Genomic DNA, 15,013 nt, shown 5'->3' on the forward strand with positions numbered 1-15,013 from the left:
TGCGTTGACGAACGCGGGGCCCGGCCGTAACATGGCCGGGCGTCGATTTGATCGTCAGCTTGCGGACGCGGGTCCTGCCCGAAACAGCTAAAGAGATTGCCGTCAGGAGATTGCCGTCAGGAGATAGCCGTCAGGAGATTGCCAAAGGGAAACAACCGGCTGCTGCCGCGCCGTCCCAGGGCTCCCAAGGCTCCCAAGGTATCCGCAGAACACGCAAGCCCGTCGATCCGACCACCCGATCGCACGGGCTTTTTTCATGGCCGGCCGCTTGCTGCCGGCTTGTTGGAACCACTGCATTCACGCGGGTACGACCGCGCCACCAGCATGAACGAACCGCTCAATCCTGAATCGCTTGGCATCGATACCCTCGGCGTGCGCGCCGGCACGCTGCGCAGCGAATACATGGAGCACTCCGAGGCGATGTACCTGACCTCGAGCTTCTGCTTCAACAGCGCCGCGGAAGCCGCCGAACGCTTCGCCAACTCGGAAGAGGGTTTCACCTATTCGCGCTTTACCAACCCCACGGTGTCGATGTTCCAGTCGCGCCTGGCGGCACTGGAAGGCGCGGAGTCCTGCATGGCGACCGCTTCGGGCATGAGCGCGATCCTGTCGGTGGTGATGTCGCTGCTGCAGGCGGGCGATCACCTGGTGAGCTCGCGCGCGATCTTCGGCTCGACCATGACGCTGTTCGGGAACATTTTCTCGAAGTTCGGCGTCGAGACCACCTTTGTCGATCCGGGCGACCTGAATGCATGGCGCGCGGCAGTGCGCCCGACCACGAAGATGTTCTTCCTGGAGACGCCGTCCAACCCGCTCACCGAAGTGGCCGACATTGCCGCCGTGGCCGAGATCGCGCACGATGCCGGCGCGCAGCTCGTCGTCGACAACTGCTTCTGTTCGCCGGCGCTGCAGCAGCCGATGAAGTTCGGCGCCGATATCGTGGTGCATTCGGCGACCAAGCATATCGACGGGCAGGGCCGCGTGCTCGGCGGTGCCGTAGTCGGTTCGCGCGACTTCATCATGGGCAAGGTATTCCCGTTCGTGCGTACCGCCGGCCCGACGCTGTCGGCGTTCAATGCCTGGGTGCTGCTCAAGGGCATGGAAACGCTGGCCATCCGCATGGAGCGGCATTCGGCCAACGCGCTCGCGCTGGCCGAATTCCTGGAATCGCACCCCGCCGTGGCGCGTGTATTCCACCCCGCGCTCAAGTCGCATCCGCAGCATGAGATCGCCATGCGCCAGCAGAGCGGCGGTGGCGCCATCGTGTCGTTCGAACTCAAGGGCGCCACGCCCGAGCAGCAGCGCGCGAATGCATGGCGCGTGATCGACAACACGCGGCTGTGCTCGATCACCGGCAACCTCGGCGACACGCGCACCACGATCACGCATCCGTACACGACCACGCACGCTCGCGTCACTCCCGAGGCCAAGGCGGCTGCGGGAGTTGGCGAAGGACTGATTCGACTGGCCGTGGGGCTGGAGTCGGTGGCCGACCTGAAGGCCGACCTGCTGCGCGGATTGGGCGAGTAAGACGAAGGCGCGGTGCCGGCTCAGGGTGTCTGGGCCGGTGTCTCGCTGTCGCTGCCGGCCACGGCCTTGACGCCGGCCTTGGTCACGTCATAGGTGGCTTCGACCGCCGTCGACGCAACGCTGACGGCGGCAGAACCCACCGTCGCCACGGTCGATACGGCAGCACTGCCAACGGCCACGGTTGCCCCGACGACGCTGCAACCTGCAAGTATCGCGCTGGCCAGGAGGGCGCCGGACAGGCGGACAGCCTGACGTGAAGATCGGGAAAAACCGGAAAACGAAAACGGCATGCAGGATTGCCCGGCGGGCATATGGATAAGCGCCAGGTCAACGGGCCCGGGCAACCGGCCGCCCGCGTTTCTCAGCGCAGCAAGCGGCGCCGCAACAGTACCAGCGAAAGTACCAGCGCGACAATGGCGTAGGCGGCCAGCACGGCGAGATGCAGGCCGATGCTGTCAACCGGACGGCCCAGCATGAGCGGCCGGATCAGCGCCACCGCATGCGCCAGAGGCAGGACATTGGTGGCAGCACGCGCACCGTCCGGCAATTGCTCCAGTGGAAAGAAAACGCCTGAGAGCAGCAGCATCGGCGTCATGACCAGCGTCTGGTAGAACATGAAGAAGTCATAGCCAGGGGCCAGCGCCGTCACGATCATCGCCAGGCTGGCGAAGGCGATGCCCGCCAGCACGATCACCGGCAGCGCCAGCAGCGCGCCCGGCATGTGCGCATAGCCGAGCGCGCCCGCCACCAGCATGATGGCCAGCCCCGACAGCACGGCCTTGCTGGCCGCCCACAGGATCTCCCCGAGCACCACGTCGCCGAGCGTCAGCGGCGCATGCATGATCGCCTCCCAGGTGCGCTGCACGTGCATGCGCGAGAACGCCGAGTACATCGACTCGAAGCTGGCCGACATCATCACGCTCGATGCCGTGGTGCCGGCCGCAAGGAAGGCGATGTACGAGACGCCGTGCACCTGCCCGACCAGCAGGCCGAGCCCGAGGCCAAGGCCGAACAGGTAGATCATCGGGTCGGCCAGGTTGCCGATCATCGACGGGATGGCCAGCTTCTTCCACACCATGTAGTTGCGGTACCAGACCATCATCCAGTTGCGCACGTTGCGCGGCAGCAGCGGCTGCGGATAGTGCTGGCGCAGTTCGATGCCGCCGGCCTGCCCGCGGGCGTGGCCGGTCTCTGCGGTGGCCGCTTCCGGGCGCGGATCCTGTTCGCTCATCTCAGTCCCTCATCTCGCGGCCGGTCAGCTTGAGGAACACATCCTCGAGGTTGGCCGGCCGGTGCAGGTAACGTACGCCGCTCTTGCCGTGCAGGGCGGCCAGCAGCGGGGCGGGCTCGCGCACATAGCAGAAGAGCGTCTCGCCGCTCATCTCGGTACGCTCGGCCAGCGGTGTCAGGCTGTCGCGCAGCGTGTCCAGCTCATCGCCGTAGACCTCGACCACGTCGCACCCGATCTGGCTGTCGATCAACTCGTGCGGCTTGCCTTCGGCAATCTTGCGGCCGCCGTCGATCACGCACAGGTAGTTGCACAGGCGCTCGGCCTCTTCCATGAAGTGCGTGGTCAGCAGGATGGTCTTGCCGCTGGCCATCAGCGACTTGAGCCGTTCCCAGATCAGGTGACGGGCCTGCGGGTCGAGCCCGGTGGTGGGCTCGTCCATGATCAGCAGGTCGGGGTCGTTGATCAGCGCGCGCGCCACGGTCAGGCGCCGGCGCATGCCGCCGGACAAGTCGCGCACCTGCGCATTGGCACGGCTCTCGAGCCGCGCGAATTCAAGCAGGGCCGGCACCCGCTGCTCGATCACCGCCGAGGACAGGCCGAAGTAACGGCCGAAGATGCGCAGGTTCTCGATGACCGAGAAATCCGGGTCGAGGTTGTCGAATTGCGGCACCACGCCCACGCGCATGCGTGCCTGCGGTGCGCGCTCGGGAATGGGCTCGCCGCAGAGCGTCAGCGAGCCGCCTGCCGGCGTGGTCAGGCCCAGCAGCAGCCGCAGCGTGGTGGTCTTGCCAGCACCGTTTGGCCCGAGCAGCCCGAAGCATTGGCCCCGGTGCACCTGCAGGTCCAGGTCGTTGACGACGACCGTATCACCATATTGCTTGCGCACCTTGCGCAACTCGAGGATGGCAGTCAAGGCAGGAAGACGGTTGGCGCGCCGGCGGGCGCAATATCCGCCATTATGCCGGTCATCGCCGCGCATGACCTGTGGTGCACTGCACTATGACCCGGGCGGCGCTTCAGTGCGGGTAACGCGAAATGTGGCGCATAAAGAAAGCGGCGCATAAAAAAACCGCCAGCATGCTGGCGGTTTTTTATGCGGTGCGAACCGAATCAGTAGAGCTTCTTCGGCAGCATCTGCATGCGCAGGCGCTTGCGCAGGCGCGCTTCGGCAGCCTTCTTCTTGCGCTTGCGCTCGGTCGTGGGCTTTTCGTAGGCGGTGCGGCTCTTCAGTTCGACGATCAGGCCAGTCTGCAGGATCGAGCGACGGAAGCGACGCATTGCAACTTCAACCGGCTCACCGGGTTTCAAGACGATCTTGGTCAATTCAGTCCTTTAGGGGATTGCTGCCGCGCAAGCGGCTGGTTCAAACGAGGGGGAAACTGCGGCCGCCGAAGCGGCTGGTATTGCACACAAGGCAGACACTGCCCTGAGTGCACCCCCGCGAACCTGAAAGATGTGGACCGATGAGTCCGTGCAACCAGTGTCAGGGGTGATAGCGCCGGGTTCCTTGTACAAGGGGCCTGGCAGTACCGGTTTCCGTAAAAAGCTATACGCCCGTAACTATGGCACGTATACGACGCAAATGTCAAGAATGTGCCGTGATTCGGAATGCGTCGGGCGGTACGTTGCCAGCAAAAGTGGAGCCCCAATCGCTCCGGAGTCGCGGTGCCAGGTTCAGAGCGGCCCGCGAGTTCGAGGATGTGAATGTACACGAAATTGATGTCGCGGCCATATCGGGCCTGTAGCTGCTGCGTCTCCGGAGCTGGCGCCGTTTTTATATCTTCTTTATCTGCCCTCGGTCTCTTTCTACCCCGTTTTTAGCGGTCGATCCATAAGCTTCCCGGTGTCAGTCACTCTTGGATCGATTGTCATGGACGGGGTCTTCCTGATCGTCTTGATCGTATTCGCCGCCGCCAGCGCGGCATTGCTATGGCTGTGCGCCGCCTTGGGCGCCAACGGGCCGGGAGCCGCCGCGGAGCACGGCGGCCTGCACAACGACGCCGCGCTTGGCAAGCACAGCGCTGCCGACAAGGGGTTGTGATGGATTGGGCTGACCTGCTGAGCGCCGCCCTGGCCGCGCTGATTTTCATCTACCTCCTGATTGCGCTGTTCCGCCCGGAGAAATTCTGATGTCGACCCAATTCCTGGGCCTGCTGGCCCTGTACCTGGCAATCCTGTTTGCCATGGCGCCGTTCCTGAGCCGTTACATGCGGCGCGCGATGGAGGATGGCACCTACAAGCTGACCGCGTGGGGGCGTCCGCTCGAACGCGTGCTCTACAAGCTTGCCGGCGTGCGCGCCGATGCCGAAATGGGCTGGAAGCAGTACACGGTCGCCGTGCTGGCGTTCAATCTGCTGGGTGTGGTGGTGGTCTACGCGCTGCAGCGGCTGCAGAGCTACCTGCCGCTCAATCCGCAGGGGTTTGGCGCGGTGACGCCGGACTCGGCCTTCAATACGGCTATCAGCTTTGTCACCAACACCAACTGGCAAGGCTACGCGGGCGAGTCAACCATGGGCTACCTGACGCAGATGCTGGCGCTCACAGTGCAGAACTTCTTTTCCGCGGCGACCGGCATCGCAGTGGTGTTCGCACTGATCCGCGGCTTCGCGCGCCAGAGCAGTGCGACCATCGGCAACTTCTGGGTCGACATGACGCGCAGCACCCTGTACGTGCTGGCGCCGATTGCCACCGTGATCGCGCTGGCGCTGGTCAGCCAGGGTGTGATCCAGAACTTCGACAGCTACAAGGAAGTCAGCCTGGTCACGCCGGTGGAGTACAGCCAGCCCAAGGTCGACGCGGCGGGCCAGCCGGTGCTTGATGCCCAGGGCAAGCCGGTCACCGAAGACCTGAAGACGGACAAGCAGACGCTGGCCATGGGCCCGGTGGCTTCGCAGGAAGCCATCAAGATGCTGGGCACCAACGGCGGCGGCTTCTTTAACGCGAACTCGGCGCACCCTTACGAGAACCCGACCGCGCTCGCCAACATGATCGAGATGCTGGCCATCTTCCTGATTCCGGCCGCGCTGTGCTTCACGTTCGGCGAGATGGTGAAGGACCGGCGCCAGGGCGTGGCGGTGCTCGCCTCGATGACGGTGATCTTCGTCGGCATGGCGTGCGTCGCCTCGCTGTCCGAGTTGCAGGCCAGCGCCGCGTTGGCCGGACTGCCGATCGATCATGCCGCTTCCGCGTTGCAGGCCGGCGGCAACATGGAAGGCAAGGAGACGCGCTTCGGCACGGCGGCATCGGCGCTGTTCGCGACCATTACCACGGCGGCCTCATGCGGCGCGGTCAATGCGATGCATGACTCCTTCACGGCTATCGGCGGGCTGGTGCCGATGCTGCTGATCCAGCTTGGTGAAGTCGTGTTCGGCGGCGTCGGTTCCGGTCTCTACGGCATGCTCGTGTACGCGGTGCTGGCAGTGTTCATCGCCGGCCTGATGATCGGGCGCACGCCGGAGTACCTGGGCAAGAAGATCGAGGCGTACGAAATGAAGATGACCGCGGTGGCCATCCTAGTGACGCCGCTGCTCGTGCTGGTCGGCACTTCCATCGCGGTGATGACGGAAGCGGGCAGGGCGGGCGTGTTCAACCCGGGCACGCACGGCTTCTCCGAGATCCTCTATGCGCTGTCCTCGGCGGCCAACAACAACGGCAGCGCCTTTGCCGGCCTGTCCGCCAACACGCCGTTCTACAACACCCTGCTGGCGGCCGCCATGTGGTTCGGACGCTTCTGGATCATCATCCCGGTCCTCGCGCTGGCCGGCTCGCTGGCGGCGAAAAAGCGGCTGCCGGTTACGGGCGGCACCATGCCTACTCACGGCGCGCTGTTCGTGGTGCTGCTGGTCGGCTCGGTGCTGCTGGTCGGCGCACTGACCTATGTCCCGGCTCTGGCGCTGGGCCCCGTTGCCGAGCAGCTGCAGGGCGCGGTGACGGCGATTGCCAAGTAAGCGTATTGCGGAGAAACGCATGCAACAAGAATCCATGGCGACGCGCAGCAAGGCTGGCGGCGCTGCATCCAGAACCGATGCATCGACGGCGAATGCCGCCACGACGTCGGGCGGTGCGCCCCGTGCGCATGAGCACCACCATCGCTCGCCACGCAGCGGCATGTTCGCGCCCGAACTCGTCAAGCCGGCCCTGCTGGCCGCGCTGAAGAAGCTGTCACCACGCGAGCAGGTACGCAATCCGGTGATGTTTGTGGTGTACGTGGGTAGCATCCTCACTTCCATCCTGTTCCTCAAGGCCCTGGCTGCGCCCAAGGCTGCAGGCGGAGAGAGCGCCGGCTTCATCCTGGCCGTTTCGGTCTGGCTGTGGTTCACGGTGCTGTTCGCCAACTTTGCCGAAGCGCTCGCGGAAGGCCGCAGCAAGCAGCAGGCGGAATCGCTGCGGGGACTGAAGACGACCGCCACGGCGCGCGTGCTGCTCGACGGCAGGCGCGGTGGCGCGACGGAAACGCGGGCGGCCACCACCCTGCGGCGCGGCGATATCGTGCTGGCCCAGGCCGGTGACATGATCCCCGGCGACGGCGAAGTCATCGAAGGCGTGGCGTCGGTCGACGAGAGCGCGATCACGGGCGAATCCGCACCGGTGATCCGCGAATCGGGTGGCGACTTTTCGTCGGTCACCGGCGGCACGCGCGTGCTGTCGGACTGGATCGTGATACGCATCACCACCAATCCGGGCGAAAGCTTCATCGACCGCATGATCAGCATGGTCGAGGGCGCCAAGCGGCAGAAGACGCCCAATGAGCTGGCGCTGACGATCCTGCTGGTGGGCCTGACCATCGTGCTGCTGCTGGCGACCGCCACGCTGCTGCCGTTCTCGCTCTACAGCGTGCTCGTCACCAAGGCCGGGCTTCCGGTGACCATCACGGTGCTGGTGGCGCTGCTGGTGTGCCTGATCCCGACCACCATCGGCGGACTGCTGTCGGCCATCGGCGTGGCTGGCATGAGCCGCATGATGGAGGCGAACGTCATTGCCACCTCGGGCCGCGCGGTGGAAGCCGCGGGCGACGTGGATGTGCTGCTGCTCGACAAGACCGGCACCATCACCCACGGCAACCGCCAGGCCTCGCGCTTCGTGCCCGCGCCGGGCATTCCGGCCCAGCAGCTCGCACAGGCGGCATGGCTGTCGTCGCTGGCCGACGAGACGCCCGAAGGGCGCAGCATCGTGACGCTGGCGCGCCAGCAGCAGGGTGTCGCGGCACCGGACATGGCGGCGCTGCGGCCGGTGTTCATCCCGTTCACGGCGCAGACGCGCATGAGCGGCGTGGACCTGCGCAACGGCGAAGGCGAGCGCATCGTGCGCAAGGGTGCGGCCGATGCGGTGCGGCGCTTCGTGGCCGAACGCGCCGGCAAGTTTCCCGAGGCCGTGATGCAGGCGGTGGATGACGTGGCCCGTGCGGGCAGCACGCCGCTGGTGGTGGCGGAGGAAGCCGACGGCAGCGTGCGCGTGCTCGGCGTGGTGGAACTCAAGGACATCGTCAAGACCGGTATCCGCGAGCGCTTCACGGAGCTGCGCAAGATGGGCATCAAGACCGTGATGATCACCGGCGACAACCGGCTCACCGCGGCGACCATCGCGGCCGAAGCCGGCGTCGATGACTTCCTGGCCGAAGCGACGCCGGAAGCCAAGCTCAAGCTGATTCGCCAGTTCCAGGGCGAGGGCCGCCTCGTGGCGATGACTGGCGACGGCACCAACGATGCGCCGGCGCTGGCCCAGGCCGATGTCGCGGTGGCGATGAACAGTGGCACGCAGGCGGCGAAAGAGGCCGGCAACATGGTCGACCTGGACAGCAACCCGACCAAGCTCATCGAGATCGTCGAGATCGGCAAGCAGATGCTGATGACGCGCGGATCGCTCACGACGTTCAGCGTGGCCAACGACGTGGCCAAGTACTTCGCCATCATCCCGGCCGCGTTTGCCACCACCTACCCGCAGCTGAACCTGCTGAACGTGATGGGGTTGAGCACGCCGGCGTCGGCCATCATGTCGGCGGTGATCTTCAACGCGCTGATCATCGTGGCGCTGATACCGCTGGCGCTCAAGGGCGTGGCCTACCGGCCGCTCGGCGCGGCGGTGCTGCTGCGGCGCAACCTGCTGGTCTACGGCCTGGGCGGCATCCTGGTGCCGTTTGCCGGGATCAAGCTGATCGACATGGCGCTGGCCCTGCTGGGCTGGGTCTGACCGTACCTCCGCATAGAGATGGCAATCATGAATACGCAAGTGCAATCCACGCAATCCGCACCCATCGTGCCGCAGCAGGGCGGGCTGCTGCGGCCGGCGCTGGTCGTCTTTGCCGCGCTGTCGCTGCTGACGGGTTTGCTCTATCCCGGCGTGATCACCGCAATTTCGAAGGCGGTGTTTCCACAGCAGGCAGCGGGCTCGCTGATCGTCAGGGACGGCAAGGTCGTGGGCTCTGCCCTGATCGGGCAGCCGTTCTCGGACCCGAAGTATTTCTGGGGCCGCCTGTCGGCCACGGCGCCCATGCCCTATAACGCGGCGGCATCGGCTGGTTCCAACCTTGGGCCAAGCAACCCGGCGCTGAGCGATGCGGCGCGCGCGCGCATCGAGGCACTGCGCGCGGCGGGCCCGGACAACAAGGCGGCGGTGCCGGTGGACCTGGTCACGGCTTCCGGCAGCGGGCTGGATCCGCACATCAGCATCGCGGCGGCCGACTACCAGGCGCCACGCGTGGCGCGGTTGCGCGGGCTGCCGCCGGAGAAGGTGCAGGAGCTGATCCAGGCGAACACCGAATCGCCGTCGCTGGCCGTGCTGGGCGACCCTGGCGTCAATGTGCTCAAGCTGAACCTGGCGCTGGATGCGGTATCTGGTAAATAGGCAGGCCGGGCGGGCGTGCGGCGCCGCGCGCGTGGCACAATCTGACAGCGCCTGCCCCTGCGCCGGGCGGCGCCGCTGACCATGCCCGAATTGCGATCTCCCACTGAACGTCCCGACCCGGACAGCCTGCTGCAGCGCATGCAGGAGGAGGGCGCGCGTGCCGCGCGGGGCAAGCTGCGCGTCTACTTCGGCGCCTCGGCCGGCGTGGGCAAGACCTTCGCGATGCTGACCGCCGCACGGTCACTGAGGGAGCAGGGCGCGGACGTGGTCATCGGCGTGGTCGAGACGCATGGCCGCGCCGAGACCGAGGCACTGATCGACGGCATCGAGCGCCTGCCGATGAAGGACGTGCCGTATCGGGACCGCGTGCTCACGGAGTTCGACCTCGACGGCGCGCTGGCACGGCGACCGGCACTGGTGCTGGTCGACGAACTCGCCCATTCGAATGCGCCGGGCAGCCGGCACCCCAAGCGCTGGCAGGACATCCAGGAGCTGCAATCGTCCGGCATCGATGTCTGGACGACCGTCAATGTGCAGCACCTGGACAGCCTCAACGAGGCGGTGGGCGGCATCACCGGCATCCGTGTCTGGGAAACCGTGCCGGACGCCGTCTTCGACAGCGCCGATGAGGTGATCCTGGTCGACCTGCCCGCCGATGAGCTGCTGCGGCGCCTGCGCGAAGGCAAGGTCTACCTGCCGGAGCAGGCGCGCCACGCAGTGCGCAATTTCTTCCGCAAGGGCAACCTGATCGCGCTGCGCGAACTGGCCCTGCGGCGCACCGCGGACCGGGTCGACGATGATGTGCGCGCCTATCGCCGCGCCGAGTCGATCCAGTCGGTCTGGCGCACGCGCGAGGCCGTGCTGGCCTGCATCGGCACAGGCAGCGATGCCGAGCAGGTCGTCAGGAGCGCGCGCCGCCTGGCCGGCCAGCTCGATTGCGACTGCCACGTGATCACCGTGGCCGCGCCGCGGCTTGCGTCCGTGCCCGATGGCGAACGCGCGCGGCTGGAGTCGGCGATGCGCCTGGCCGAGGAACTGGGCGCGCGCACCGAGACACTGGCCGGCAGCGACATGGTGCAGGCCGTTGCCGGTTATGTCCGGCGCCATAACCTGACCAAGGTGGTGCTGGGCCGCACGCCGACGCGATGGCGGCGCATGGACGAGTCGCTCGTGAGTCAGGGGCGGTCGTTGCTGGTCTGGGCGCTTTCGCCGTTTCTTGGCGCGCGGGCCTGGCTGTTCGGGCGCAAGAGCTTTGCCGATGCGCTATCGGCCGCGTGCCCGGAGATCGACGTCATACGCGTGGCCGCGGATACCACGCGCATGGACGTCAAGCCCGCGAGCGTATCGGCACCGGCCGAGGAAAGCGAGGCCGTGCAGGCGCAGGAGCGCCGTGTGCGCATGCAGTCCTACCTGTGGGCGGTGGCCTGGTGCGCCGGCGCGACGGCGGTATCGACGCTGGCCCGGCCGTGGTTCGACCTGGTCAATATCGCCATGCTGTTTCTCGTGGCGGTGGTTGGCGTGGCCTTGCGCCACGGCCGCGCGGCGGCGGCGCTGGCCTCGGTGGTTGCCGTCGCTGCCTTCGACTTCTTCTTCGTGCCGCCCAGGCTCTCCTTTGCCGTGAGCGATGTGCAGTACCTGCTGACCTTCCTGGTGCTGCTCTCGGTCGGGCTGGTGATCGGCCAGCTCACCGCCGGCCTGCGCGAGCAGGCAGAAGTGGCGGTGCAGCGCGAGACCGATGCGCGCACGCTCTACGAGCTCGCGCGCGAGCTGTCGTCGACATTGATGCCCGAGCAGATCGTCTCGATCGGCAGCCGCTTCCTGCGCGCGGCCTTCGACGCGCGCTCCGCCTTCTTTCTGGTAGGGCCCGATGGCCGCCTGCTGCCGCCCGCAGTCGAGCAGGGGCAAACCGACGCGCACAGTGACGCGATCGACCGCGTGCTTGCACAATGGGTGTTCGACCACGGCCAGCCGGCGGGCACCGGCACGCACACGCTGCCCGCCGGCACCGTGCTGTACCTGCCGCTCAAGGCGCCGATGCAGACGCGCGGCGTGCTCGCGGTGGAACCGCGCGCGTGGCGCGCGTTCGCCCAGCCGGCACTGCGGCGCCAGGTCGACGTGTTCGCGACGCTGATCGCCATCACCATCGAGCGGCTGCATTATGTGGACGTCGCCCAGCAGGCCCTGCTGTCGATGGAATCGGAGCGGCTGCGCAGCTCGTTGCTGGCCGCGGTCTCGCACGACCTGCGCACGCCGCTGACCAGCCTGATCGGCATGGCCGAGACCTTGCAGCGCGGCGATCCGCCGCTCGCGCCGCGTATTGCCGATACGGTCGCCGCGATGCGCGACCAGGCCAGGCGCATGAGCACCATGGTGGTCAACCTGCTCGACATGGCGCGGCTGCAGGGACGCGACGTGCGCGTGCAGAAGGAGTGGCAGTCCTTCGAGGAGCTGGTCGGCGCGGCGCTGGGTGCCTTGCGTGATGCGCTTGCCGGGCATCGTGTCATGGTGGCCGACCTGTCCGCGATGCCGCTGGTGGAATGCGATGCCGTGCTGATGGATCGCGTGCTGTGCAACCTGCTGGAGAATGCTGCCAAGTACGCGCCGGCCGGGACCGAGATCCGCATCCGCGCCCAGGCCATGGATGACGAATTGCGCCTAGTGGTGGAAGACGATGGCCCCGGCGTGCCGGCCGGCAGCGAACGGCAGATTTTCGAGAAATTCACGCGGGGCGAGCGCGAATCGGTGACGACGGGCGTGGGCCTTGGGCTCGCGGTCTGCGATGCGATCGTGCAGGCCCATGGCGGACGCATCTGGGTCGAACCAGTGCGCGAAGCGGCCATGGCGGGCGCAGGCATCGGTGCGCGCTTCGTGGTGGCCCTGCCGCGCGGCAATCCGCCGGTGATCGAGCCGGAGGCGGCGGACATCCCCGCGTAATCCCATTCAGACGGAGAGCAACAGATGCCTTTCGAGTTTTCGCCCACGGTGCTGCTGGTCGAGGACGAACCCCATATCCGCCGCTTCGTGCGCACGGCCCTGCAGGCCGAAGGCTGCACCGTGCACGAGGCGGAAACGCTCAAGCGCGGCCTGATCGAAGCGGGCACGCGCCAGCCGGACCTGGTGGTGCTTGACCTTGGCCTGCCCGACGGCGACGGCGTCAACCTGATCCGCGAAGTGCGCACCTGGACCGAGGTGCCGATCCTGGTGCTGTCCGCGCGCAGCGGCGAGGAGGACAAGATCGGCGCGCTCGATGCCGGTGCCGACGACTACCTGACCAAGCCGTTCGGCGTGGGTGAACTGGTGGCGCGCCTGCGCGTGCTGCTGCGCCGGCATGCGCGATCGAATCCGCATGGGTCGACGCAGATTGCCTTCGGCGAGGTGCAGGTCGACCTGGCCAACCGCATGGTCACGCGCGCCGGGGAGACCGTGCACCTGACGCCGATCGAGTATCGCCTGCTGTCGGTGCTGATCGCGCATCGGGGCAAGGTGATGACCCATCGCGAACTGCTGCGCGAGGTATGGGGGCCTTCGCATTCCGAGAGCAGCCAGTATCTGCGGGTCTATATGGGCCACTTGCGGCACAAGCTCGAAGCAGATCCCGCGCAGCCCGTGCATCTGCTCACTGAAGTCGGGCTCGGCTACCGCTTTGCAGGGTAAGGCGCGGGGCAGGGCGGAATCTTTATTCCAATTCCCTCATCACGCGCAAGTTTCTTGATACCGAATTTAGGTGCTGGTCCTTATCGTGGCAGACAGTCCCGCGGGGTTCCGCGGGCAGTTCCTCAACTCTGCCTCGATAACAATGACAGCTTTGCGCAAACCGGCCGCGTGGATTGCGGCCGCGATTCCTTCCTTCGCCTTCTTCAGCGCGAGTCCGGTGCTCGCCCAGTCCGCGCCTGAATCAGCGGACGGGCCCGCATCGGCGTGGACGGTCACCGCGAATGTGGCGCTGGCCACCGAGTACCGCTACCGCGGCCTGATGCAGACCAACCGCCGTCCGGCAATCCAGGGCGGCTTCGACGTCAGTCACGAATCGGGCTTCTACCTGGGCAACTGGAACTCGAATATCAGCTGGCTCGGTGACAGCAATCCTGATGTCTCGGCGCCGATCGAGATGGACTTCTATAGCGGGTTCAAGAACACCTTCGGTGGCGGTGACTGGAACTACGACGTCGGCGTGCTGCAGTACTACTATCCGGGCGACTATCCGGCTGGCTATGTGCGGCCCTATACCACGGAGTTGTATGCGGGCATCGGCTATGGGCCGGTGTTCCTGAAGTACTCCTATGCGCCGACCAACCTGTTCGGCTTTGCCGACAGCAAGAACAGCTGGTATGCCGACCTGTCGGCGAACGTGCCGCTCAATGTCTGGGGCCTGACGTTGAACGCGCACGTGGGCTACCAGAAGGTGCAGTTCACCGATGCCTCCTACACGGACTGGAAGCTGGGCCTGACCAAGGACATCGGCAAGGGTTTCGCAGTATCGGTGGCCTACATCGACACCAATGCCGACAAGGCGGTCTACACCAACGCAAAGGGACGCTACATGGGCAAGGCTACGGCCTGGGCGTCAATCAGCAAGACGTTCTGAGCCGTACCACCGTGATGTGGATTCAAGGCTTGGGCCTGGCATTGCCGCATTACATCCGGGCCGCCAGGCCAAGCCTGGGCGCTGCCGCGCAAAGACAATGCCGGAGCGAGAAAAAGAAAAAGGCCGATGCTTGCGCATCGGCCTTCGTCTTGTATCGGATGGCTCCCCGACCTGGGCTCGAACCAGGGACCTACGGATTAACAGTCCGGCGCTCTACCGACTGAGCTATCGGGGAACAGCAGAGAAGGAAATTATAGCCAGCTTCTCGATTCCTCGTCAATACCCTCCGCCAATTTTATTGCTGCCGGCGAGTCTGGCGAAGCGGCTGGCTGCCGTGGGCTGCGTAGCAGGCACGAACTGACTGGTGGCGCTCCGGGGCTTGGCGTTCAACAGGGAGGCCGAATAGATACGCTCCTTGTATTCAAGAGGCTTTGGTCTCGCGAGGCTTGGTTGCCCGTTCGGGCCTGCTACGCATAGTGATTCAGAACCAGTGCCTGCGATAACCGGCTTGTGTACGATCCCCATGTAGGGCTCGGGTACAGCGTTCCAACAGCGTCAGTGGTGGGACGCCTTCGGCTGCGCTGCGCGCACGTCCTAGTCGGTCTGCGACGGGCATCATCATCGCCAGTGCCAATGATTCGGTTTCTCTGCTTCGCTGCGGCGCGGTTTGCCTGCGGCCCGGGGGCTCAGACTAGGGCTCTGCGCGTAGCGCAGCCGAAGGCGATTACACGATGTCGGTAGCAGCAGGGACCACGGACAGTTTCGGGGCTCGTTCAATCATTGCTTGAAAGCCTACCGGCGGACGCGCACCACGCGGCAGGCAGCCA

Annotated in this window: 13 protein-coding genes and 1 tRNA gene; 9 read left to right on the forward strand and 5 right to left on the reverse strand. The window is 66.0% G+C overall.

Annotation, left to right across the window (positions count from 1 at the left end; all coding sequences use genetic code 11):
• The first annotated feature begins 324 nt into the window (after positions 1–324).
• On the forward strand, positions 325–1,530 hold the full coding sequence (locus tag CupriaWKF_RS04830; protein WP_276099886.1) for an O-succinylhomoserine sulfhydrylase: 1,206 nt from the start codon (positions 325–327) through the stop codon (positions 1,528–1,530).
• A gap of 20 nt (positions 1,531–1,550) precedes the next feature.
• Here CupriaWKF_RS04830 and CupriaWKF_RS04835 read toward each other — a convergent pair whose 3' ends face one another.
• The 4 genes from CupriaWKF_RS04835 to rpsU form a co-directional block, all read right to left on the reverse strand.
• A complete protein-coding gene (locus CupriaWKF_RS04835) occupies positions 1,551–1,820 on the reverse strand; it encodes a hypothetical protein (protein WP_276099887.1) in 270 nt (89 codons plus the stop codon).
• A 71-nt stretch (positions 1,821–1,891) separates the two neighbouring features.
• Positions 1,892–2,761 (reverse strand): ABC transporter permease, encoded by an 870-nt coding sequence (locus CupriaWKF_RS04840; protein ID WP_276099888.1) that lies wholly within the window; start codon positions 2,759–2,761, stop codon positions 1,892–1,894.
• Between the two features lies 1 nt (position 2,762).
• The gene (nodI, locus tag CupriaWKF_RS04845) at positions 2,763–3,674 is read right to left on the reverse strand and encodes a nodulation factor ABC transporter ATP-binding protein NodI (protein WP_276099889.1); all 912 of its coding nucleotides are present in this window, start codon (positions 3,672–3,674) and stop codon (positions 2,763–2,765) included.
• 197 nt (positions 3,675–3,871) lie between these two features.
• Positions 3,872–4,084, reverse strand: coding sequence for a 30S ribosomal protein S21 (gene rpsU, locus CupriaWKF_RS04850; protein ID WP_066731027.1), 213 nt, complete (start codon positions 4,082–4,084; stop codon positions 3,872–3,874).
• A gap of 547 nt (positions 4,085–4,631) precedes the next feature.
• Between rpsU and CupriaWKF_RS04855 the strand changes: the two genes are divergently transcribed.
• From CupriaWKF_RS04855 to CupriaWKF_RS04890, 8 genes are all read left to right on the forward strand, one after another.
• Complete coding sequence (locus CupriaWKF_RS04855) at positions 4,632–4,802, forward strand: hypothetical protein (RefSeq protein ID WP_276099890.1); 171 nt, start codon at positions 4,632–4,634, stop codon at positions 4,800–4,802.
• Entirely contained in the window at positions 4,802–4,891 is a 90-nt protein-coding gene (gene kdpF, locus CupriaWKF_RS04860; RefSeq protein ID WP_276099891.1) for a K(+)-transporting ATPase subunit F, read from the forward strand. Before CupriaWKF_RS04855 ends, kdpF begins: the two co-directional genes overlap by 1 nt.
• Positions 4,891–6,708 carry a potassium-transporting ATPase subunit KdpA gene (kdpA, locus tag CupriaWKF_RS04865; protein WP_276099892.1) on the forward strand — a complete coding sequence of 606 codons (1,818 nt, stop codon included), beginning with the start codon at positions 4,891–4,893 and terminating at the stop codon, positions 6,706–6,708. Before kdpF ends, kdpA begins: the two co-directional genes overlap by 1 nt.
• Before the next feature lie 19 nt (positions 6,709–6,727).
• Positions 6,728–8,947 (forward strand): potassium-transporting ATPase subunit KdpB, encoded by a 2,220-nt coding sequence (gene kdpB, locus CupriaWKF_RS04870; RefSeq protein WP_276099893.1) that lies wholly within the window; start codon positions 6,728–6,730, stop codon positions 8,945–8,947.
• Positions 8,948–8,974: 27 nt separating this feature from the next.
• Positions 8,975–9,601: a potassium-transporting ATPase subunit KdpC gene (gene kdpC / locus CupriaWKF_RS04875; RefSeq protein ID WP_276099894.1), complete on the forward strand. Its 627-nt coding sequence runs from the start codon at positions 8,975–8,977 to the stop codon at positions 9,599–9,601.
• An 81-nt stretch (positions 9,602–9,682) separates the two neighbouring features.
• Positions 9,683–12,535 (forward strand): DUF4118 domain-containing protein, encoded by a 2,853-nt coding sequence (locus CupriaWKF_RS04880; RefSeq protein WP_276099895.1) that lies wholly within the window; start codon positions 9,683–9,685, stop codon positions 12,533–12,535.
• Positions 12,536–12,559: 24 nt separating this feature from the next.
• Positions 12,560–13,255, forward strand: a complete 696-nt coding sequence (gene kdpE, locus CupriaWKF_RS04885; RefSeq protein WP_276099896.1) for a two-component system response regulator KdpE — start codon at positions 12,560–12,562, stop codon at positions 13,253–13,255.
• Between the two features lie 142 nt (positions 13,256–13,397).
• Positions 13,398–14,186: a TorF family putative porin gene (locus CupriaWKF_RS04890; RefSeq protein ID WP_276099897.1), complete on the forward strand. Its 789-nt coding sequence runs from the start codon at positions 13,398–13,400 to the stop codon at positions 14,184–14,186.
• A 159-nt stretch (positions 14,187–14,345) separates the two neighbouring features.
• On the opposite strand, the gene CupriaWKF_RS04895 is transcribed toward CupriaWKF_RS04890, so the two are convergent.
• Positions 14,346–14,421, reverse strand: a tRNA-Asn gene (locus CupriaWKF_RS04895).
• Positions 14,422–15,013 lie beyond the last annotated feature (592 nt).

Source organism: Cupriavidus sp. WKF15 (genome assembly GCF_029278605.1).
Lineage (GTDB): Bacteria > Pseudomonadota > Gammaproteobacteria > Burkholderiales > Burkholderiaceae > Cupriavidus.

Bases quoted from the DNA above. Each gene is read 5' to 3' on its own strand.
- CupriaWKF_RS04890 (WP_276099897.1), top strand. From the start codon at position 13,398: ATGACAGCTTTGCGCAAACCGGCCGCGTGGATTGCGGCCGCGATTCCT.
- kdpF (WP_276099891.1), top strand. From the start codon at position 4,802: ATGGATTGGGCTGACCTGCTGAGCGCCGCCCTGGCCGCGCTGATTTTC.
- kdpA (WP_276099892.1), top strand. From the start codon at position 4,891: ATGTCGACCCAATTCCTGGGCCTGCTGGCCCTGTACCTGGCAATCCTG.
- CupriaWKF_RS04835 (WP_276099887.1), bottom strand. From the start codon at position 1,820: ATGCCGTTTTCGTTTTCCGGTTTTTCCCGATCTTCACGTCAGGCTGTC.
- CupriaWKF_RS04830 (WP_276099886.1), top strand. From the start codon at position 325: ATGAACGAACCGCTCAATCCTGAATCGCTTGGCATCGATACCCTCGGC.
- kdpC (WP_276099894.1), top strand. From the start codon at position 8,975: ATGAATACGCAAGTGCAATCCACGCAATCCGCACCCATCGTGCCGCAG.
- CupriaWKF_RS04840 (WP_276099888.1), bottom strand. From the start codon at position 2,761: ATGAGCGAACAGGATCCGCGCCCGGAAGCGGCCACCGCAGAGACCGGC.
- kdpB (WP_276099893.1), top strand. From the start codon at position 6,728: ATGCAACAAGAATCCATGGCGACGCGCAGCAAGGCTGGCGGCGCTGCA.
- CupriaWKF_RS04855 (WP_276099890.1), top strand. From the start codon at position 4,632: ATGGACGGGGTCTTCCTGATCGTCTTGATCGTATTCGCCGCCGCCAGC.
- CupriaWKF_RS04880 (WP_276099895.1), top strand. From the start codon at position 9,683: ATGCCCGAATTGCGATCTCCCACTGAACGTCCCGACCCGGACAGCCTG.
- kdpE (WP_276099896.1), top strand. From the start codon at position 12,560: ATGCCTTTCGAGTTTTCGCCCACGGTGCTGCTGGTCGAGGACGAACCC.